This window comes from Rhodococcus sp. 06-470-2 (assembly GCF_002258235.1).
GTDB lineage: Bacteria > Actinomycetota > Actinomycetes > Mycobacteriales > Mycobacteriaceae > Rhodococcoides.
This window is the reverse complement of sequence record NZ_NOYB01000041.1, coordinates 225588-246244: the sequence shown is the minus strand read 5'-3', so window position 1 is coordinate 246244 and position 20657 is coordinate 225588. Positions and strand designations below refer to the sequence as shown.

General features: G+C 65.0%; 22 protein-coding genes. 13 read left to right on the top strand and 9 right to left on the bottom strand.

Annotated features, from left to right (window positions below; translation table 11 throughout):
• The first annotated feature begins 13 nt into the window (after nt 1–13).
• A complete protein-coding gene (locus CH276_RS24480; RefSeq protein WP_094632203.1) occupies nt 14–355 on the top strand; it encodes a hypothetical protein in 342 nt (113 codons plus the stop codon).
• Nucleotides 356–365: 10 nt separating this feature from the next.
• Here the strand turns inward: CH276_RS24480 and CH276_RS24475 are convergent, their stop codons facing one another.
• Together CH276_RS24475 and CH276_RS24470 are read right to left on the bottom strand one after the other, a co-directional pair.
• A complete protein-coding gene (locus CH276_RS24475; protein WP_094632056.1) occupies nt 366–2189 on the bottom strand; it encodes an ABC transporter ATP-binding protein in 1824 nt (607 codons plus the stop codon).
• Nucleotides 2182–3975 carry an ABC transporter ATP-binding protein gene (locus CH276_RS24470; protein WP_094632054.1) on the bottom strand — a complete coding sequence of 598 codons (1794 nt, stop codon included), beginning with the start codon at nt 3973–3975 and terminating at the stop codon, nt 2182–2184. Before CH276_RS24470 ends, CH276_RS24475 begins: the two co-directional genes overlap by 8 nt.
• A 178-nt stretch (nt 3976–4153) precedes the next feature.
• On the opposite strand from CH276_RS24470, the gene CH276_RS24465 reads away from it, so the two are divergent.
• The 5 genes from CH276_RS24465 (at nt 4154) to CH276_RS24445 (ending at nt 8000) form a co-directional block, all read left to right on the top strand.
• Nucleotides 4154–5302 (top strand): DNA cytosine methyltransferase, encoded by a 1149-nt coding sequence (locus CH276_RS24465; protein ID WP_176459437.1) that lies wholly within the window; start codon nt 4154–4156, stop codon nt 5300–5302.
• Complete coding sequence (locus CH276_RS24460) at nt 5299–5715, top strand: very short patch repair endonuclease (RefSeq protein WP_094632050.1); 417 nt, start codon at nt 5299–5301, stop codon at nt 5713–5715. The genes CH276_RS24465 and CH276_RS24460 overlap by 4 nt, the downstream gene beginning before the upstream one ends.
• 84 nt (nt 5716–5799) lie before the next feature.
• Nucleotides 5800–6840: a hypothetical protein gene (locus CH276_RS24455; protein WP_141214777.1), complete on the top strand. Its 1041-nt coding sequence runs from the start codon at nt 5800–5802 to the stop codon at nt 6838–6840.
• Between the two features lie 9 nt (nt 6841–6849).
• Nucleotides 6850–7539 carry a DUF998 domain-containing protein gene (locus CH276_RS24450; RefSeq protein ID WP_230596767.1) on the top strand — a complete coding sequence of 230 codons (690 nt, stop codon included), beginning with the start codon at nt 6850–6852 and terminating at the stop codon, nt 7537–7539.
• Nucleotides 7515–8000, top strand: a complete 486-nt coding sequence (locus CH276_RS24445; protein ID WP_045198226.1) for a GAF domain-containing protein — start codon at nt 7515–7517, stop codon at nt 7998–8000. Before CH276_RS24450 ends, CH276_RS24445 begins: the two co-directional genes overlap by 25 nt.
• Here the strand turns inward: CH276_RS24445 and dhaL are convergent.
• The gene (gene dhaL, locus CH276_RS24440) at nt 7984–9636 is read right to left on the bottom strand and encodes a dihydroxyacetone kinase subunit DhaL (RefSeq protein WP_094632046.1); all 1653 of its coding nucleotides are present in this window, start codon (nt 9634–9636) and stop codon (nt 7984–7986) included. The genes CH276_RS24445 and dhaL overlap by 17 nt on opposite strands.
• A gap of 66 nt (nt 9637–9702) precedes the next feature.
• On the opposite strand from dhaL, the gene CH276_RS24435 reads away from it, so the two are divergent.
• Both CH276_RS24435 and CH276_RS24430 read left to right on the top strand, forming a co-directional pair.
• Entirely contained in the window at nt 9703–10254 is a 552-nt protein-coding gene (locus tag CH276_RS24435; RefSeq protein WP_094632044.1) for a YceI family protein, read from the top strand.
• Nucleotides 10255–10292: 38 nt separating this feature from the next.
• Nucleotides 10293–11024, top strand: a complete 732-nt coding sequence (locus tag CH276_RS24430; protein WP_230596768.1) for an SIMPL domain-containing protein — start codon at nt 10293–10295, stop codon at nt 11022–11024.
• Here the strand turns inward: CH276_RS24430 and CH276_RS24425 are convergent.
• The 4 genes from CH276_RS24425 to CH276_RS24410 all read right to left on the bottom strand — a co-directional run bounded on the left by CH276_RS24425 (nt 11021) and on the right by CH276_RS24410 (nt 15373).
• Nucleotides 11021–12130 carry a CaiB/BaiF CoA transferase family protein gene (locus CH276_RS24425; protein WP_094632042.1) on the bottom strand — a complete coding sequence of 370 codons (1110 nt, stop codon included), beginning with the start codon at nt 12128–12130 and terminating at the stop codon, nt 11021–11023. The genes CH276_RS24430 and CH276_RS24425 overlap by 4 nt on opposite strands.
• A 31-nt stretch (nt 12131–12161) precedes the next feature.
• On the bottom strand, nt 12162–12803 hold the full coding sequence (locus CH276_RS24420) for a TetR/AcrR family transcriptional regulator (RefSeq protein ID WP_032395380.1): 642 nt from the start codon (nt 12801–12803) through the stop codon (nt 12162–12164).
• A 54-nt stretch (nt 12804–12857) separates the two neighbouring features.
• Nucleotides 12858–14279: a lipase family protein gene (locus tag CH276_RS24415; RefSeq protein WP_373557279.1), complete on the bottom strand. Its 1422-nt coding sequence runs from the start codon at nt 14277–14279 to the stop codon at nt 12858–12860.
• A gap of 212 nt (nt 14280–14491) precedes the next feature.
• Entirely contained in the window at nt 14492–15373 is an 882-nt protein-coding gene (locus tag CH276_RS24410; protein ID WP_094632040.1) for a dioxygenase family protein, read from the bottom strand.
• A gap of 83 nt (nt 15374–15456) precedes the next feature.
• Between CH276_RS24410 and CH276_RS24405 the strand changes: the two genes are divergently transcribed.
• Nucleotides 15457–15858, top strand: a complete 402-nt coding sequence (locus CH276_RS24405) for a hypothetical protein (protein WP_094632038.1) — start codon at nt 15457–15459, stop codon at nt 15856–15858.
• On the opposite strand, the gene CH276_RS24400 is transcribed toward CH276_RS24405, so the two are convergent.
• Nucleotides 15830–16039 carry a hypothetical protein gene (locus CH276_RS24400; protein ID WP_032395383.1) on the bottom strand — a complete coding sequence of 70 codons (210 nt, stop codon included), beginning with the start codon at nt 16037–16039 and terminating at the stop codon, nt 15830–15832. The genes CH276_RS24405 and CH276_RS24400 overlap by 29 nt on opposite strands.
• A gap of 49 nt (nt 16040–16088) precedes the next feature.
• Between CH276_RS24400 and CH276_RS24395 the strand changes: the two genes are divergently transcribed.
• From CH276_RS24395 to fahA, 4 genes are all read left to right on the top strand, one after another.
• A complete protein-coding gene (locus CH276_RS24395; RefSeq protein WP_082322465.1) occupies nt 16089–16661 on the top strand; it encodes a MarR family winged helix-turn-helix transcriptional regulator in 573 nt (190 codons plus the stop codon).
• A 72-nt stretch (nt 16662–16733) separates the two neighbouring features.
• A complete protein-coding gene (locus CH276_RS24390) occupies nt 16734–17927 on the top strand; it encodes a homogentisate 1,2-dioxygenase (RefSeq protein WP_094632036.1) in 1194 nt (397 codons plus the stop codon).
• Entirely contained in the window at nt 17924–18712 is a 789-nt protein-coding gene (locus CH276_RS24385) for a hypothetical protein (protein ID WP_176459418.1), read from the top strand. The genes CH276_RS24390 and CH276_RS24385 overlap by 4 nt, the downstream gene beginning before the upstream one ends.
• A gap of 31 nt (nt 18713–18743) precedes the next feature.
• Nucleotides 18744–19910: a fumarylacetoacetase gene (fahA, locus tag CH276_RS24380; RefSeq protein ID WP_094632034.1), complete on the top strand. Its 1167-nt coding sequence runs from the start codon at nt 18744–18746 to the stop codon at nt 19908–19910.
• A 9-nt stretch (nt 19911–19919) separates the two neighbouring features.
• On the opposite strand, the gene CH276_RS24375 is transcribed toward fahA, so the two are convergent.
• On the bottom strand, nt 19920–20576 hold the full coding sequence (locus CH276_RS24375) for an IclR family transcriptional regulator (protein WP_037154768.1): 657 nt from the start codon (nt 20574–20576) through the stop codon (nt 19920–19922).
• Between the last annotated feature and the right edge of the window lie 81 nt (nt 20577–20657).

The window sequence follows — 20657 nt, the reverse complement described above, 5'->3', positions numbered from 1 at the left end:
TAATGTTGTGCCCGTGACGACAGAGAACGCGGGCGGCGGGCAGTTCGATTTCGCGCACTCCGAACAGGCTGCGAAGAGTCGGCAGGACAAGGCGAAGGCTCTGGCGCGCTATGTGTGGGATCGCGGCATCACCGGTGCCGAGCTACTCGACCTCACCGACGCGGTCCGCCGGAAGCTGGCCCGCGCTGCCGACCTGCATCCGCCGAGCACGATGGAGACGTGGACCATCGTGGCCGAGTTGCTCGACCGTAAATCCGTGTGGGCGGCCGAACACCCGGGCCACGACGGTGCGATGCCCCAGCACGCCGACGAGAAGATCATGTGGGTCAAGCCGCCGATCACTCCGTGGACCTGAACCACGGCACCTAGACGAGCGAGTCCTCCCACGCCTCGTGCAGGTGAGCGAAGCGTCCCTCTCCCGCGATGAGGTCCGCGGGGGTTCCGTCCTCGACGATGTTTCCGTCGGCCATGACGAGTACTCGATCCGCGATGGCCACCGTCGAGAGTCGGTGCGCGATGATCAGCGCCGTTCGTCCCTGCAGGATGGTCTCGAGCGCGCGCTGCACCAGCCGCTCACTCGGGATGTCGAGGCTCGATGTTGCCTCGTCGAGCACGATCACCGACGGCGCAGCGAGGAACACCCGCGCGAAGGCCACCAATTGCCTTTGACCCGAGGACAATCGGCCACCGCGCTTGCGTACGTCGGTGTCGATGCCGTCGGGCAGCGACGCGATGAACTCGGTCAATCCGACGGCGTCGGCCGCAGCCCGCACGTCCGCATCGGTCGCCGTCGGGCGTCCGAGACGGATGTTGTCCGCCACCGAACCGGAGAACAGGAACGATTCCTGCGTCACCATGACGACGTTGCGGCGTAGGTCCACGTCGCTGATGTCCCGCATGTCGATGCCGTCGAGTCGCACGGCTCCGGCCGTCGGATCGTAGAAACGCGCCAACAGCTTTGCCAGTGTCGACTTTCCGGCTCCGGTGGCCCCGACCATCGCAACCACCTGGCCTGCGGGCACGTGCAACGAGAACTCGGGCAGCACAACGCGCTCGGAGCCGTACGAGAAGTGCACATCGTCGAACGTGATGTCGCCCTTGGCTGTTCCGATCTCCACCGGGTTCGTCGGCGCTGTCACCGACGGTTCTTCCTCAAGTACCCCGGAGATCTTCTCCAGTGCAGCCGCAGCGGATTGGTAGGCGTTGAAGACCATTGCCAGCTCGTCGAGAGGTCCGTAGAACCGGCGCAGATACAATACGTAGGCGGCGAGCACACCGATGTCCATGTGGCCGTTGATCACTCGCCAGCTACCGAACACCAGGATGATCGCGAGCGTGACGTTGCCGATCCAGCGCACGATGCCGGTGTAGCTCGCCATCCCGCGCAGCGCTGCGGTGGTGGCGTCGCGGTACTCCGAATCCTCGGTGCTCAGAATCGCGTCGTTGCGGCCCTCGCGCCGGAACACCTGTACCGCACGGATACCGCCCATGGATTCGACGAAATGAACCACGACGCGGGCGATCGCCACCCGTGTTCGACGGTATCCCTGGCGTTGTCGACGCTGCGACCACCGGGTGACGAGGACCAGCGGAACGAATCCGGCCAGCACGATCATCGCCATCGGAACGTCGAGGTACACCAGGATGATCGCGATCGACACCATCGACAGGATGGCCGTCAGAGCATCGTTGAGCGCACTTTCGAGCAGCGTCTGCAGGGATTCGACATCGCTGGTCAGACGCGAGATCAACCGTCCCGAGGTGTACTTCTCGTGGAACGACAGGCTCAGCTTCTGGGCATGGTCGAACACCCGACCGCGCAGGTCGTACAGGATGTTCTGACTCAGCCGACCGGAGACGGTGAGGAAGGCGTAGGTGGTGAGCATCCCGAGCAGACCGAAGCCGGTGTAGCCGCCGATCGCCCACAGCAACGGAGCCCAATCACCCTGTGCTGCAGCGCCGACACCGTTGTCCAGCGCATAGGCGATGAACAGCGGACCGGCAACGTAGGTGATGTTGTCGACCAGAATGATCAGGAACGACAGCAGGGCCTGCTTCTTGTACGGCCGAACCAACGAGGCGAGCAACCGGCGAGAACGCCCGGCCAACACCAGGTTTCCGGTTGCGTCGACCTCCGATTCCTCGCCGCCGACGCCGCGCCAATCCGCGGCTGCGGTTTGCTCAGCCATGAATCGACCCCATCACTTCGCGGTACCGCGGCGACGACGCCAGCAGTCCCTCGTGTGTTCCCTGCTCCACAATTCGTCCGTTCTCGAGATACAGCACGCGGTCGGCCAAGGCAGCGGTCGACGGCCGGTGCGCCACCAGCAGTGTCGTCGAGTGCGCCAACACGCGTCGTAATTCCTTCTGCACTTTGGCTTCGGTGTCCACGTCGAGCGCAGACAGCGGGTCGTCGAGCACCAGTACCCGGGGCTTGCCCAGCACCGCCCGCGCCAGTGCGAGCCGCTGCCGCTGCCCACCGGACAGGCTCATTCCCTGCTCACCGATGCGAGTGGCCAGGCCCCACGGCAACTGCTCGACGAAATCCGTTGCGTGCGCGATCTCCAACGCCTCGGCGACCTCGGCATCGGAGGCTCCGGGCGAACCGAGCGCGATGTTCTCGCGCGCACTGGCCGAGAACAGCACCGGATCCTCGAACGCCACCGTGACGATCGACCGCAGATCGGCCAACCGCATCGAGGCCACGTCGATTCCGTCGATGGTGATGGAGCCCTCGGTGGCGTCGAACAGCCGGGGTACGAGGTTCGTCAGCGCGGTCTTTCCGCTACCGGTGTTGCCGACCAGCGCGACGGTCTCCCCCGGCTCGACGACGAAGCTGACGTCCTTGAGAAGCGGTACGGACGCGTCGGGGAAGGTGAATCCGACGCGATCGAATTGCACTCGGCCACGGATCTTTTCGGGTAGTTCGACGGGATTGTCCGGATCGGTCACGGTTTCGGGAGTATCCATGATCTCCCAGTACCGATCCGCCGCCGTGCGGGCGTTGTTCAGCTCGGCCAGGAGATACCCGAAGGACTCGATCGGCCACAGCAGGAAGGTGACGATGGCGATGGCGGCGACGAGGGTGCCGACCGTCATGGTGCCCTGGACGATGGAGTACGTGCCTACGGCGAGGATCGCGCCGATGGTGATCGGCTGCAGCCCGACGATCACCGCCCAGATGATCGCCAGGTAGCGCACCTTCTTCAGCTCGGTGCCCCGCAATGTGCGGGCCTGACGCAGAAACTGCTTGCCCAAGTGCGCACTTCGACCGAACGCCTTGAGGACACGAATACCCTGGATGGACTCTTCGACCGTCGTCGTGACGTCGCCAGCCTGATCCTGAGCGTCGCGGGCCACGACGCGATAGAGCGTCTCGAACTTGGTGCAGGCGATCACCAGCGGTACCGACGTCGCCAGCATGATCAGTCCCAATTGCCATGACTGCACCAGCAGTACGCCGATGCCTGCGACCAGTGTGACGGCGTTGATGATGATGAACGGGCCGATGAAGGCCATGAACCGCCGCAGCGAACCGAGGTCTGCGATGGCACGAGAAAGCAGCTGACCCGATTCCCAGCTCTCGTGAGCCGCGACCGACAGTCGCTGGAGTTTGTCGAATACTGTTGCACGCGCTGAGATCTCGAACTGACTCGACGGGCGGGAGACCAGGTAACGGCGAACCCAGATGCCGAGTGCATCGATGGTGCCGAGCAACAGGACGAACGCCGCGGGCCACCAGACGGCCGAGAAATTGCGATCGGTGATGGGCCCGTCGATGACGCGTTGCATCACCAGCGGTATCACCAGACCGGTCATGGTGGCGATCAGCGAGACCACGATCGAGGCGATGTAGAACCACTTGTACGGCAGCAGAAACGGCGCGAAACGGCGCAGCGAGCTGGGCGGCTTCGCGGTGTCCGGGTATGGCTGATCGAGGGTTCGGGTTTCGGGATCGAGCACACCCGTAGACACAGTTCTTCTCCTTATTGCTGTGCTCGAATGCTTTCATTGCACAGGCTCAGTTTCCAACCGATTTTTCGGCCCTCGCATTCCAGTGTGAAACCTCGAGCTCGGTCGAGGTCAAGCGAACCGACTCTCGAGTAACGTAGGGCCGTCGGGCAAGGGAAGGGCATACGTGAGCGCACGGTCGATGGTCGGGTTGTTCGCGGGGATCGGCGGCCTCGAGCTGGGACTGGCCGATGCCGGATGGACGACGCAGTTGCTGTGCGAGATCGATCCCGGAGCCGGGGCCGTCCTGAAAGCGCGCATGCCCGAGGTGCCCCTGCACACCGACGTCACCACTCTTCGAGGCCTGCCCGCCGACACCGAACTCGTCGCAGCCGGCTTCCCGTGTCAGGACCTGTCGCAGGCCGGACGCACCGCAGGCATCACCGGTGCCAGATCGGGCCTGGTCGACGAGGTGTTTCGGCTGGTCTCGCGTCGACGCGGCCCGCGATGGCTGCTGATGGAGAACGTGCCGTTCATGCTCCAGCTCGGCCGTGGGGCGGCCATGCGACACATCACCAACGCGCTGGAGGACCTCGGTTACATGTGGGCATACCGCGTCGTCGACGCCCGCGCGTTCGGGTTGCCGCAGCGTCGGCAGCGGGTGGTGATGCTGGCCTCGCGTACCGACGATCCACGCGAGGTGCTGTTCTCGCAGGATGCAGGACCGCTACCCGACGGCGACCCGGCCACGCAGCCGTGCGGCTTCTACTGGACCGAAGGCATTCGCGGGCTGGGCTGGGCCGTCAATGCGGTCCCGACGCTCAAGGGCGGATCCTCGCTCGGCATAGCCAGTCCGCCGGCGGTTCGGTTGCCGTCCGGGGAGATCGTCACTCCCGGGATCATCGGTGCCGAACGTCTGCAGGGATTCGATCCGGAGTGGACGCTGCCCGCCGTCCAGCAGCCCGGCGTCCGCAGCGGGCATCGCTGGAAGCTCGTCGGCAACGCCGTCAGTGTGCGCATGGCGTCCTGGGCGGCGAGCGCACTCGACGATCCCCAGCCGTACGACGCCTCGAACGATACGGCTCTGCTGCCTGGTCAGGCCTGGCCGACCGCAGCCTGGGGACGCGACCGCACCAGCTATCGGGTCGCGGTGACGACCATGCCGGTGCACGAGCCGTACGAGGACCTGATCGATTTCCTGGACGACGCGAAGCTGCTCTCGGCGCGAGCGACCGCCGGGTTCCTCAAGCGCGCCAGAGCGGGCAATCTCCGTTTCGTCGACGGCTTTCTCGACGACCTCGACGCCCATCTCGAACGCATGGGCGGGTACGCCGAGAGGGTGTCGGCGTGAGCGGAGACCGGCCCGCCACCGACGCCAGGACCAGCGCGCGACTGAGCAAGCAGAAACGCCGCGACACCAAGCCCGAGGTGGCGCTACGGCAGGCACTGCACCGTCGAGGTCTGCGCTACTTCGTCGATCGAGCTCCGTTGAAGGGCATGAGGCGTCGAGCAGATCTGGTCTTCCCCAAACGCAAAGTCGCGGTCTACGTCGACGGTTGCTTCTGGCACAGCTGCCCGGTGCACGCGACCAAGCCCCGCAACAACGCGCAGTGGTGGGCCGACAAACTGGCGGCCAACGTCACGCGCGATCGCGACACCGACGACAAGCTCCTCGCGGAGGGCTGGCGCGTCGTACGAATCTGGGAACACGAGGACCCCGCCGAGGCCGCCGATCGAGTGGTCGACGAACTTTCCGGAGACTGAAACAACCTGTCCGGAGACTGAAACCATCTCCGGCCCCCGCGCGTCCAACCCCATGATCGGTTGATTCGAGTTCCGGGGGAAACGGTGCGTAGAAATTGGTGGCTTGCGGCAACAGCGCTGGCGATGGCCGTATCGACGAGCGGGTGCGCGGTGGTCTTGCTCGGCAGCGCCTCCCCCGTCAGCAGTGCGCCGCAGAACCGGTACGGATTCGTGCTGTCCGAGGCGGACCGGTACCTCGCGGACTCGGCGGCGTTCGTACGCAGTATCGACCCCTGCGGTTTTCTCACCGAAAACGACCTCGCTGAGCTCGGCACGGTGGTGCAACTGCGCCCCGACGGCGAATTGAGCACGTGCTCGGCCAGTCTGAACCCGGCGAACTCGAGCGCCATCGACTCCGTCTCGATCGATCTGAACGGATATCAGCCGACGCCGGACGACCCGGACTCCGAGCGGATCACGATCGGCGGCGAACAGGTGTATCTCCACGACCTGTCGCAAGGGCAGTGCCGCGTCAGCTTTCCGCTGCGCGACGAGTTCGACGGGGCCGCCACCGGGGCCATGGACGGCTTCCTCACCGAATCCGGTCGTAGCTTTGCCACGATCGACGTCGATCGGGCCGTCGCCGACGCGTGTGCAGTGGCGACAACCTTCGCCGAGACCGCACTGAGCCTGTTGGACGATCCACCACTGCGGGCCGACTCGAAGTACGACCTTCCGCTGGCCACGAAGGACCCGTGCGCCGTCCTCGAACACCTGCCCGCAACCTGGACGGTGGCCCGCTGGAACCCCGCGTCCGATCCGTACCGTTGCCACTTCACGGCGTCGTCGTCGACGTTCGAGGACACACTGGCGATGCTCGACGTCACGCTCACGTATGTCGACTCGGATCTGCGTTCGACCGACAGCGAGCCCGTCCAGCAGGGCGGCTACACCGTCGAGACACGCGCCTCGGATTCGTCCTGCTTCGCGGACATCGTGCTGGGCAACCCCGTGCTCGGCATGCCCGAGAAAGACGACGCTGCCGCGCGCTATGCCCGCACGGTTCCCACACTGTCCGTCCTGACCGACAGCTGCGAGTCCGCCGTCGCACTGGCGGTGGCAACCGCCGAGGTACTCACTGGCTAGCCTTGGTCGGTGCGTTCGAGAACCGAAGGCGTGGATATCCGCCGCGTCGTAGTGGCTATCTGCTTGATCCTCGCCGGCCTGCTGTACTCGGCCTGGGTCGCCGAATTCTTCCTCGATACCGGTCTCGACCCGACCACATCGTTCCTCAGCGAACTCGACGCCCGCGATCAGCCGTACCGCGAATTCTTCTCCACCGCAGACGTCGTTACGGGTTCGTTGATGATTCTCGCGGCGATTCTCGGCTTCCTGGCAACCCCGCGACGACGGCTCGTCGTCACCGGCTGGGTGGCGTCGGGCATCTTCGGCATTGCGACCATCGCCGACGCGAAACTCCCCCTCGAGTGTGTGGCGGCCGACGATCCGAGCTGTCCGATCGAGCCGAGCGGATTGTTCCCGCAACTCCATCACCTGCATGCGCTGACCAGCACCATCGCGGTGTTCGCGATCTTCACCGTCATGATCGCGTTCACGGTGGCCGCATTTCGCTACCGGCTCTACCCGCTGCTGCGCACGCTGGGCCTGGCCGTCCTGATCGTGACGACACTGGCTACCGCGTGGCTGCTGATCGCCGACAATCTGCCCGGTGAGTACGGTCTCGGCATCGCGCAACGGATACAGGTAGGCGGCATGTCGGCGTATCTGGTGGTGCTGGGGTGTGCGCTTAAACTCGGCGCATGTCTTTCACCGCGACCGAACTGAACGGATCCAAGGTCGAGCAGTATCAGCAGCTCACCGAGCAGGCCCGTGGCCTGGTGTTCGAGGAATCGAACCTCGTCGCCAACGCCGCCAACCTGTCTGCGCTGGTGTATCACGCTCTGCCCGAGGTCAATTGGGTCGGCTTCTACCTGTTCGACGGCACCGAACTGGTGGTCGGGCCGTTTCAGGGTCAGCCCGCCTGCGTGCGCATCGCCCTGGACAAGGGTGTCTGCGGAGCAGCAGCGACCACCCGCGAGACGCAGCGCGTCGCCGACGTCCACGCTTTCCCCGGTCACATCGCGTGCGATGCCAATACACGCTCCGAGGTCGTCGTACCGCTGTACCAGGGCGAGACCCTGATCGGTGTGTTCGATCTGGACAGCCCTGTTCCCGACCGCTTCGACGCCGACGATCAGGCCGGCCTCGAAGCGATCGCGGAGGTCTTTCTCAGTTCGCTGAGCTAGCAGCTGCCTCGAAGAACCAGGCCATGACCAGCGCACCGGGGTCGACGACGCCTCGCGCGGCCTCGCCGACGTAGCTGGCGCGGCCGCGGTTGGCGGTCATGTCCTCGGTCGATTCGGCTCCGGTTTTCGCAGCGTCCGCGGCCTGCTGCAGGGTGCCGCCGTCCTTCTCGAGTGCATCGACGGCAGGGGCGATGGCGTCGACCATCGTCTTGTCGCCTACCCGTGCGCCACCGAGTTCGGTGATGCTGTCCAGGCCTGCCCGGGCCGCGGCCGCGATGGCAGCAGTACCTGGCTCGGATTCGAGCATCGTCCGGTAGAACTGGCGGAACCAGATCCCGAACAGCGCGCCCGAGGTACCGCCCGCGTGGCCCAGGTAGGCCTCACTGACGGCCTCGAATACCGTTGCTGCCGAATAGGTGTCCTTGACGGCATCCAGATCGAGCTGTTCGAGGGCGGCCACCATGTTGGTTCCGAAGTCGCCGTCGCCTGCTTTGCGGTCCAGCTCGGTCAGGGCCGGTTCTTCGTCGAGTACCCGCTGCGCCCAAGTCCCGATCCACGTCGAGGCGAACGCCGAAACCTCTCCGGTGTCGGAGGGCTCGAACGAGGGCCCGAAGCCTCCACGTTCGCCCACCGACTTCACGCCGCGGCTGTGGGCGTTGGGCCAACCGGGTGCGTCGGTGGGGGCGTCCCAGAGCTCGAGCATCTCGTCGTCGGCGCGCACGAGGGTGATCGAGGCTCCACCCATGTTGAGCGCGGTGACGAAGCTGCCGACGAGCGAGCGGGAGATCTCGATCCCTTTGCCGTGCAGGTACTCCGAGAGTTCACCGAACAGCAGATGCAGCTCCAGCGGATGCGTTGCTCCGAGCCCGTTGACCACCGCGATCACCGATTCGCCCGAGTTCAACCCGAGCGAGTCCACGATGGGATCGGTCAGTTTCGCGACGATCTCCTGGGCGGGCAGGCGCGGCACCCGGTCGGTGCCGCGTTCTCCGTGGATGCCGATGCCGAGTTCGATTTCCTCCGACGGGAGGTCGAACGACGGTTCGTCCGCTCCCGGCAATGTGGGCGGATTCATCGCGACGGCCATGCTGCGTGCGTTCTCCGCGGTCCGACGCCCAAGCGCGACCACCGCCTGCAGGCTGTCTCCGCGTTCTGCCGCTGCGCCGCACACCTTTTCGACGACGATGGTCGCTGCGGTGCCGCGGCGGCTAGGGCCGTCCTCGCTCTCACTGGCCACGTCGTCGTCGACGAGAACGACGTCGGCGACAATGCCGTCCTCCTGCAACAACTCTCGGGCGATCTTGAAGTTCATCACGTCGCCGGTGTAGTTCTTCACGATGTGGACCACGCCGCCGCCCGAGTCCACGGCCTTGGATGCCTCGTGCACCTGGAGGGCGTTGGGTGAGGTGAACACCAGGCCCGGGCACGCGCCGGTGAGCATGCCGCGGCCGATGAAGCCGGCATGCAGCGGCTCATGGCCCGATCCCCCACCGGACAGCAGCGCGACCTGGCCGTCGGAGATGCGATAGCGACGCGTCAGGTAGCCGGGGTCGGCATGCCAGGCGACGTCGTCGGTGGCGGCGACGAAGCCGCGGAGGGCGTCGGCGACGAATGTTCGAGGGGAATTGGAGAACATACCTCCACCCTAACCACCTGCGCCTGAGTCCCGTCGTCGGTTCTGCGGGACGGATACAGTCGGGGGATGAGTACCGAGACCTGGACGCTCGACGCATCCGACGGCGGGCAGTTGGCTGTTCGCACGGATGTCACAGGAAGGGCATCCAAGATGGGGCATCGCCTCACGATCGCGATGACCTCCTGGGCTGCGACAGTCGAGTGGGCCGGGGACGCACCTACCGCTGTCACCTTGACCGCCGAGGTGAGTTCACTCGACGTGGTCCACGGCGAGGGTGGACTGACACCGTTGATCGGACCGGAGAAGATCGTCGCGAAAGCCAACGCGCTCAAGAGTTTCGACGCCGACCGATATCCGTCGATTCGTTTTCACTCCACCGAGATCACGGCCGTCGACTCCGGATTCAGGCTGGCGGGCACGGCCGAGATCCACGGTGTGTCGAGGGAGATCACCGTGGATGTGGACGTCACAGACCTCGGCGATCGGTGGCGTGTCGGGTCCGAAACCACTGTGCGTCAGTCGGATTACAAGATCACTCCGTATTCGCAGATGTTCGGAGCCATGAAGGTGGTCGACGAGGTCACCGTGACGTTCGACGCCGAGTATCGCAAGCCCTGAGCCTTTCCAATTCACCTGCAATGGTGGACACTACGGCGGTGAGTCGAAACAGATGGTTGGTCGGATCCTGCGCATCGGCCCTGGTGCTGGCCGTAGCCCTGACTGCGGGCTGCAGCAGTCCAGCGACCACGTCCCCCGATGGACCTCCCGGGGTGAACGTCAACGGCGTCGGAGAAGTCCAGGGCGCACCGGATACGTTGACAACCCAGATCGGCGTCCAGGCCACGGCCGAGGACGTCACCGCCGCGATCGAACAGGCGAACGCTGCGGTGACCGAAGTGACGGACGCGGTCATCGCGGCCGGCGTCGCTCGCGAGGACATCCAGACTCAGCAGGTCTCGATCGATCCGCAGTATTCCGGTGCTCTGCCGGGCGGTACCTCGGCCATCTCCGGATATCAGGCCACCAACACCTTGCAGGTGACGGTTCGCGACCTGTCGAAGGCGTCCGAAGTGTTGGGCGACGCCACATCGGCCGGTGGCAACGCGACCCGAATCTCCGGGGTCTCGTTCAAGATCGACGACGATTCCGAGTTGATCACCGATGCCCGGTCCAGGGCGTTCGCCGATGCCCGCGATCGCGCCGAGCAATACGCGACGCTCGCAGGCGGCGAACTCGGAGACGTCCTGTCGATCACCGAGTCGATCACCGGCCAGGAGCAGCCGAGGACGTTCGGCGACTCCGCCAGTTCGTTCGACACGGCGGTGCCCATCGAACCTGGCCAGCAGACGGTCAGTGTGTCCGTGTCGGTGAAGTGGGCGTTGAACTAGAACTCGGCGGGCGGTGGCAGGCGATAGTTCACCGGTGTTGCCGAGAAGTCCAGTGGGTTGCGGACGCCGTCGGCCACTGAACCCGGAACCTGCACGCGCGGTTCGAGACCGAGTGATTCGGCGAACGCGAAGGCCTCCTCGAGAGAATTGACCGGTCCCGCGGGAACGTTGCGGGCCATCAGTTCTCGATACCACTCGTCCGCGGTGCGGGCGCTCAACGCCGAGGTCAGAACGTCGACCAGCTCGTCTCGATGTTTCACGCGAGCGGAATTGGACGAGAAGCGCTCGTCCGCTGCCAGTGCAGGCGATCCGAGAACCTCGACCAGGGCAGCGAATTGCCGGTCGTTGCCCACGGCAAGTGCGAGGGGTCGATCGGCGGTCTCGAACACCTCGTACGGCACCAGTGAGGGGTGCTTGTTGCCCATCGGCACGGGTACGACGCCGGCCCCCAGATAGGCCGACGACTGGTTGCTCAGTGCGGACAGCACCGACGCCATCAGTGAGGTGTGTATCTGCTGGCCTGCACCTGTGTTCGATCGATGATGCAGCGCCGCAAGGATTCCGCTGAGCGCATGGAGTCCGGTGACGATGTCGACCATCGCCACACCCACTTTGGTCGGTGCCTCCGCGTCCGGGCCGGTGACGCTCATCAGCCCGCCGACCGCCTGAACCACGAGGTCGTAGCCCGGCAGCGCTGCTCCCCCGCCGGTGCCGAATCCAGTGATCGAGCAGTAGATCAAACCGGGATTGCGCTGCGAGAGCGTCGAATAGCCCAGTCCGAGTCGGTCCATCGCACCGGCGCGAAAGTTCTCGATCACGATGTCCGCGCCGGCGACGATCTCGCGTGCCTCGGCTACCCCGCTCTCGGACTGCAGGTCGATGAACCTCGACGTCTTGTTGCGGTTGACCGAGTTGAAATAGGTTGCCGTACCGGCAGAGTCGTACGGGGGACCCCATGATCGGGTGTCGTCTCCGATTCCGGGTCGCTCGATCTTGATCACCTCGGCACCCATGTCGCCGAGCATCATCGTCGCGTACGGTCCGGCGAGTACACGAGAAAAATCCGCGACCACGAGTCCTGCGAGTGGTCCGGTGGCAGCTGTCATCGGTCCACTGTATTGCGCGGCACCCTGCAGTTCAGTTCAGGTCGGGAACGAAGGCTCCCAGCACGGCGACCATCGTCTCGACGATGAGCTCGATGGGTGGCCGGGGCGGGGCGGTACGGGACCAGTCGGAGACGATCTCGGTGAGCGCTCCGAGGAATGCTGTTGCAGCCAAACGGTATCCACCCGGGGGAACGAAGTCGGAACCGACTTCCGAGCGCAGGGTGTTCTCGAAGAATTCCACCCACTGTGCACGGCGGCGCGTCCGGTGCTGTTCGACGGCATCGCTGACACCCAGCATCTCCAGATACGAAATCCGCGCTCGCCGTGGGTCACCTCCAATCGATCCGACCAAGGCGGTCATCGCGGCGACGACCAGCGCGCGTCGGTCTCGGTCGACTTGCCCGTCGAGTGCGGCGACGACTGCAGCCAACGCGTCGTCTTGGATCAGGTCGTAGACATCCACGAGCAGCGCCTCACGGTTGGCGAACTCACTGTAGAACTGACTGCGCGCCAAACCGGCCGCGGTGCAGATATGGGCGACCGAAGTGGCTGCATATCCGCGCACCCCGATGACCTCGATCCCGGCCTGCAGAAACCGTGCGCGTCGATCGGCTTTGCGCGCGGCGGACGATTGTCCGGCGTAGATGCGGCCCTGATCGTCGGCGACAGTCACCGGCGGAGTCTACCGCCGGTGACTGTCTAGCGGGCCTGAGGCCGATCGGGCCCGTCACGCCCCGATCGGCTTGCCGAACAGTCCGGCGATTATCTCGCCGACGGCATCGACGAAGAGCGGGTGTGCACGTGTGTCGAGCGCCATCGAGCCGACATCGTTCGTTCGGCAACCCGGTTCCACAGGAACACCGGCAAACCGGTCGCGCATCCACAACACCGCGCTCGGAAAGGCAATCAGCTCCAGAGTGATGTGCTCGCTGAAATGGTCACGGGTGTAGGTGACATCGGCACCGGGACGGCTGCAGTACGAATCGACCATCGCGTTGACCGGCCCGATCGGCACCAGCCAATCCGGGTTCGAGTGGTAGACGTAGAGCGGCATGTTCGGGGTGGTGCCACCGAGTCGCATCGCGGACAGGGCCTTCTTCACCACGGGTTGTTGAATCGGGTCGCCGTCGGTATGCAGGAAACCCTTCAGGTTGACGAACGGGAGCAGCGCCGACGAGTAGCCGACACAGAGATTGTCCTTGGCCGCGAACAAAGTTCGGCCGAGCGGATCGATGTGCCGGTCGATGAAGTCGGCCAACTCGGGATCTTCGCGGCTGGCACCGATGATGCCGGCAGCGACGATGCCGGAGCCGAGGGCATTGTTCGCGTTGTCGACCAGGGCCCCGAGTTCAGCCGGGGTTCCGCCCTCGGTGACGCCGACGATATCGAGCTCGGGCGCATAGCTTCCGGCCAGCTCGGCTGCATGACCGGTGGCTATCGCGCCACCGGAGTAGCCGCTCATCCCCACCTTGGTGGCCTCCCCGGACAACTGCATCGGCGCGAAGTTCTCGGCCGCTCGGATGCCGTCGAGGGTGATCCGACCGGCGACCGGCCCCGCGGCGAACGAGTTGTTCGGACCTTGATGGTCGGGTACCGATACCGCCCAGCCCTGAGCCAACGCTGCCTGCACCTCGAGGAATTGAGCACCCGACGTCACTGCGCCCGTGACCGGCCAGGGAATTGCCCCCGCTCGCATCGCATACGAGGGCGCGCAGTAGGCGGCGAGAGAATCCTCGGCCAATTGGATGGATATCAGCGGGCGCGGTGCCGCGGGCACGCCACGGGGCTTGATGACCGTGGTGACCGCAGCTATCGGCTCGTCGCGTCCGTTGTTGGACCGAAACGATAGCTGCCAGGCGTCCACCTGTGTGGGGATGACATTGAGAGTGGCCAGCTCGACGGGCCGAGCGGCGATGATCTGACCTGGTTCGGCCGCGGCCACGACGTCGGCGGGAGGACGGTAGAAGCCGGTGTCGAACTCGGGGATTGTCGGCCACGTGAACGGTGCCAGAGGCGGCTGGACCACCACCTCGGGCGGATCGCTGACGTCGGGTGCAGCGGCAGCGGGACTGGTCGTCGCCGCAATGGCGGCGACGGCAGTCACCAGGCCGATTGCGACCCGAAGCGTCCAAGATCGAGCAGAAGACACGGCTGTACTCCTTCGCGCCGGAGGACGGGCTCCGTAGGACGCGCGCCCGGCGTCGGTTCGTACAGCGCATCCGACCATCTTGGACACCGATGTCCGAGATGGTGCTGAGAACTGTAGAGCGAAGTGGTGTGGATAACAATCCCCGGTTCGAAAAGAATTCAGAAGTGAACCGATTCCATCTCCAGCCGGCCATGCCTGCCCCTCCTACGACATCACGCGACCGCGAAGGACCTCTTCGCCAAACCGAATTGAAAGCCGGTGATGGCGGTGGTCACCGGAGCTTCCGGGTTCTCGGCCGCACCCAGAGTGACGAACAGTGGCGTGAAATGTTCGACGGTGGGGTGGGCGTACGGCATCCCCGGCGCAGCACTACGGAAGTCCGCCAGAGTCGCGACGTCACCACGCGACAACGCGTCGGCCGCCCAGAGATCGAAGTCCTCCGACCAGGTCGGCACAGTGTTGGTGGCGAAATTCTCCCGGGACAGGAACGGCAGACCGTGCGTCATGAACCCGGAACCGATCACCAAGACTCCCTCGGCGCGAAGTTCCTTCAACGCGGCGCCGATCGCCATCAGCCGATCGGGAGCGTGCGTCGGCAGGCTCAACTGCAGAACGGGAACATCGGCGTAGGGGTACATGACCTTCAGCGGAACCCAGGCACCGTGGTCGAGGCCTCGGGAGTTGTGCTGATGCAGGTTCTCCGACGCCGGAATGGCCGCGGCAACGCGTGCGGCCAGCTCCTCGGCGTCGGGCGTCCGATATTCCATCGAGTAGTAGCGCTGAGCGAATCCACCGAAGTCGTAGACCAATGGGGTTGCAGCACCCGAGGCGGACAGACTCAGCGGTGCCTCTTCCCAGTGTGCGCTGACGATGAGGATCGCTTTCGGCTTGGGCATCGACTGCGACCAGGTGAACAGCTGGTCCATCCACAGGGCGTCGTCGAAGACCGGGGGTGCGCCGTGGCTGATGTAGAGGGCGGGCATCGGTCCGTCGTTCGGGGTCCACAGTTTCTGCGACCGGCTCGCGGGCGCGGCATCGGCGAGAAACGCGTCGAACGCAGCGCCCGCGACCGGCGGGTTGATCACAGATGGCATGACAGGTCCTTCGAAGTGCTTAAGTTGAACCTTCAAGTTAGCACCGATCGTGCATTCTGGCCAGCATCGCTACGCTCGGACCTATGCCGGACGCCGTCTACCGCGCACCGATGCCCGGGGGTGTCGAACGTGCCCTCACCTTCGGACTCTGCGGGATGGCGGCCGACGACGAACGATCACTACGACGGGTAGAGCGCTTCGAGCAGGTCGCGGACGGCTCCTGGGTCTGGACGCGTACCGAGCGCGGCGAGTACTTCCTCGGCCGAATATCCGGTCCGCTTCGCCAGGACCACAGCGCCGATGCGGTGGCGTCGAACATGATCTTCGTGCGTGACTGCGAGTGGACCGACGAGCCTGTTCCCGAACATCGGGTACCGGCCGCGACGCTGCACACCTTCGCCCGTGGCGGACGGAACTTTCAGCGCACACACGACCCTGAGGTCGCCGCGAAGTCGGCTAACGTGTGGCGAGCGCTAGGTCGCTGACCTGGGGATCGACCTGCACGACGGCGTAACCCTGAATCTCGAACTTGTTCTCGCCCTCGGGCGGCCCGAGCACGGCGCGGACGATCAGCGTTGCAGCGGCAGCGACGAGTGCGATCACGACGACCACCGCGGCCACGATCAGCAGAGTCCGGGGGCCGCCGAACAGGTTCTTCGAGCTCATGCGTCCATCATGACTCCTGCGGGACGAAGCACGAATCGCGCCCAGCGAAATGATAAAGGTGTTGATCAGATGGTTTCGTGGTTACAGTGAATCCGTGACCGACTCACCCGAGCCCGATTTCTGGTCGTTCATCGAGACCGCCAACAGCACGTTGGCCCGGAAGTACGGATTCGAGCATCAGCTGGCCACAGAGGTTCTACTGACGCTCAACCGCGCGTCGAACATCGTCACGTACGACCTGGAGTCGACGGTTCATCGCCCGCGAGGCTGGTCGTGGTCGTCGTTCCGGCTGATGTTCGTCACGTGGCTGGCGGGTCCGATCGAGCCGAAGCGGGCCGCCGAATTGACCGGCATGAGTCGCGCGACCGTATCGAACCTGTCCAAATCCCTGATCGCGGGCGGTTTGCTCGTCAGCACCCCCGACGAGTCGGACGGGCGTTCGGTTCGCCTCGCCCTCACCGAGCGTGGTCACGCAGAGATGGTCGAGACGTTCGCCGAGCAGAACGAGCGGGAGAACGCGTGGGCCAGCGCGCTCACCGAGCCCGAGCAGCGGATTCTGGTGATGTTGTTGACCAAGCTGATCACGAATCGAAGCCAGTTCGACGTCCGCGGACGCAACTGAGAGTTGCGTAGATCACGTCAAAATAGTTAATGTATTTACTACATCCGGTGAACTCGACCCAGGAGCGACGACGTGGCCTACTACCGGCAGCTCGGATCGGTGCCGCCGAAGCGGCACACCCAGCATCGAACTCCAGAGGGCAACCTCTACTTCGAGGAACTGATGGGCGAAGAGGGCTTCTCCTCGGACTCGTCTCTCCTCTATCACCGCCACATTCCGTCGGCCATCGTCGATGCCACGATCTGGGAGCTTCCCGATCAATCGACGACGCCGAACCATCCGCTGAAGCCGCGACACCTGACGTTGCACGAACTGTTCCCGGACTCCGTCGTCGCCGACACCGACGTCGTCACCGGCCGGCGACTCGTCCTCGGTAACGCCGACGTCAGACTGTCCTATGTTGTCGCGTCGAAAACCTCACCGCTGTATCGCAATTCGATCGGTGACGAGATGGTGTACATCGAATCCGGTTCTGCTGCAGTGGAAACGGTATTCGGAACCCTCCAGGCACAGCAGGGTGACTACGTACTCATTCCGCGCTCGACGACGCACCGTTGGATTCCCGACGGCACCCTGCGCGCGTACGCCATCGAGGCCAACAGCCACATCGCGCCACCGAAGCGCTTTCTGTCGAAGTTCGGCCAGCTGCTCGAGAACGCGCCCTACTGCGAGCGCGATCTGCACGGTCCATCCGAGCCCCTGCTCGCGGAGGGAACGGACGTGGAAGTGCTTGTCAAACATCGTGGTTCAACGGGGATCGTCGGAACGCGCTACGTCTACCCGCAGCATCCGTTCGACGTGGTGGGGTGGGACGGGTGCCTGTACCCGTACACGTTCAACATCTCCGACTACGAGCCGATCACCGGCCGAGTGCATCAACCACCACCGGCGCACCAGGCGTTCGAGGGGGCCAACTTCGTGATCTGCAATTTCGTTCCGCGGAAGGTCGACTACCACCCGCTGGCGATTCCGGTACCGTACTACCACTCCAACGTCGACTCGGACGAGATCATGTTCTACGTCGGCGGCGACTACGAAGCCCGTAAGGGCTCGGGGATCGGGCAGGGATCGATCTCGGTGCATCCGGGCGGTCACGCTCACGGACCGCAACCCGGTGCGTACGAACGCAGCATCGGTGCCGAGTTCTTCGACGAACTGGCCGTCATGGTCGATACGTTCCGCCCGCTCGAACTCGGCGAAGGTGCGCTCGCGTGCGAGGACACCGGCTATGCCTGGACGTGGGCCGGCCGGGGACCGAACCGATGATCCCGAAGTTCCTCCATCGTCTGTGCGACGACGCCGCTGTCTTCCCTCCCGGCAATGCGCCGCTCGATGTTGCTGTGGCACAACACCTCGAGTACCGGGCCAGCGCCTTCGCCGACCTGGTGGGCCCGCTGGTCGTTCCCATGGACCGGGTGACCGAACTCGACCTGGGTACCCGGATGGAGGTGGCGTTGACCGCACCTGCCGGACCCGGCAGTGTCGAGGCCGGCCTACGCGCCGCCGACCGCACGGCCGGGGTGACCGTCGTGGCCATCGAAGTGGCAGTCCCCGACAGCACCGACATCGATGCCCTGCGCACCATCACTCAGGACATCGACATCTACGTCGAGATTCCCCGGGATGCCCGACGAGACGCCATCTTCGATGCAGTCGACGAGTTCGGGTATCGCGCCAAATTCAGAACCGGCGGAGTCACGGCCGACCTGTACCCGGACGAGCAGGAGCTCGCCGCGTCCATCTACGAGGCCGCGCAGCGTGAGGTCCACTTCAAAGCCACCGCGGGCTTGCACCATGCGGCTCGTAACACCGATCCCGACAACGGGTTCGAGCAACACGGCTTCCTCAACGTGATCCTCGCGGCGCAGGCCGCCCACAGCGGCGCGCGAGTCGGCGAGCTCGAGAAGATACTGGCGATCCGCGATGCAGACGTCCTCGCCGGGCTCGTCGCCGGGATCGAGGGCCAACGCGCTTTCGCCTCCTTCGGTACCTGCAGCGTCCGCGAACCCCTCGACGATCTCGTCGCCCTCGGCCTCGTGCCACCCCTGTGAGCCCCACCCCCGTACATCAGGAGCGCCGTCCATGACGCACATCGACATCCCCGCCGATTCCGAGTTCGGAATCGACAACCTCCCCTATGGCATCTTCAGCACTCCCGGTACCGACGCACGCGTAGGAGTTCGGTACGGCGACAACGTGATCGATCTTTCCGTCGCTGTGGACGATCCCGATTTCGCCTCGCCCAGCCTCAATGCGTTCATGTCCCGTGGACGCACCCGCTGGGTGGAGGTGCGCACGTCCGTCACCGACATGCTCATCAGTGGCACCACCCCCACGGACGCAATCGTGTCCGTTTCCGATGTCACGATGCACCTGCCGTTCGCGGTGGCCGACTACGTGGACTTCTACGCCTCCGAGCACCACGCGTCCAACCTGGGTCGACTCTTTCGCCCCGATGCCGAACCGCTGCTACCGAACTGGAAGCACCTGCCCGTTGCGTATCACGGCCGGGCCGGCACGGTGTTCGTCTCCGGTACCGACGTCAGGAGGCCGTGCGGTCAACGCAAGGCACCCGACGAGGCGTCGCCCACGTTCGGTCCGAGTCGGCGACTGGATATCGAGGCAGAGATGGGCTTCGTCGTCGGTGTTCCGTCCGACGGACCCATACCGCCGGATCGGTTCTCCGAGCACGTGTTCGGTGCCGTCGTCGTCAACGACTGGTCGGCTCGCGACATCCAGGCCTGGGAGTACGTGCCGCTGGGGCCGAATCTCGGCAAGAGTTTCGCGACGTCCATCTCACCGTGGGTGGTTCCCCTGCTCGCGCTCGAACACGCGCGAACCTCGACGCCGGTTCAGGATCCGGAGCCGCTCGAGTACCTCCGCGAATCTCGTTCGTGGGCTTTGGACATCGATCTGACGGTCTCGTGGAACGGCCATGCCGTGTCCCACCCGCCCTACAGTGCGATGTACTGGTCGCCGGCGCAGATGCTGGCGCACGAGACCGTCAACGGCGCAACCAGCCGAACCGGTGACCTGTTCGCCTCGGGCACCATCTCGGGACCCGAGAAGGATCAGCGCGGTGCCTTCATCGAACTCACCTGGGGTGGCGCAGAACCCGTTGCCCTCGGTTCGGAGAACAGAACGTTTCTCGAGGACGGCGACGAGGTCGTCATTGCCGCGAGTGCTCCAGGCGCGAACGGTGCCCGTATCGGATTCGGTGAGGTCCGCGGCCGCATCGTGTCGGCCTGACCCGCCCCCCTACCACTCCGGCCGGACCACGAGGGACTGCTCGATCTCCGACGCGGCATCGCACACGGCTTGCCCCCAGAGAAGCCCTGCAGTCGTGGGTACCCGCTCGATCGGGCCTGCCACACAGACGGCCGCGACGATGCGTCCGTCCCGGCGGACCGGGGCGCTCACCGACGTCAGCCCCGGCGTGCGCTCCGATCTCGACTCCCACCAGCCGCGTTCCCGACTCTCCTCGTCGGCGTCGAAGTCCCCGGCCAGTACGTGGCCGGCCGAACCGGCACCGAGTGGAAGTAACGCGCCCGCAGGCAACGAGGCTCGCAACTCTTGCCGAGAATCCTCCGACACCAGACACAGCCGATTCGAGCCTCGCACTACCCACAACTGTGCAGACTCGCCGGTGTCTTCCCGCACCCGACGAAGAATCGGTACCGAGAGGTCGACGAGCGAGGACGTCCCGAAGCGGTCGCCGGGATGCAACAGACCTCCGTCCCCGCGGCGCAACATCGAGTGCTTCGCCATGTCTCCCACCAGGCGGTAGACCGTGGATGCCGACAGGCCGAGCCGATTTGCGAGGTCACTGGTGGTCTGCGGGCTTGCCTCGACTGCGTCGAGGATTGCGGCCGCGCGAGCCAGCACGCCCGTGGTGTCGGTGTTGTTCGCCGTCACTGCTCGACCTCTGCCATCGAATGCACCTTTCTCACCCTTCGATTGTGTCAGCCGACCCGAGTGTCGGTTTGCGATAGTTCG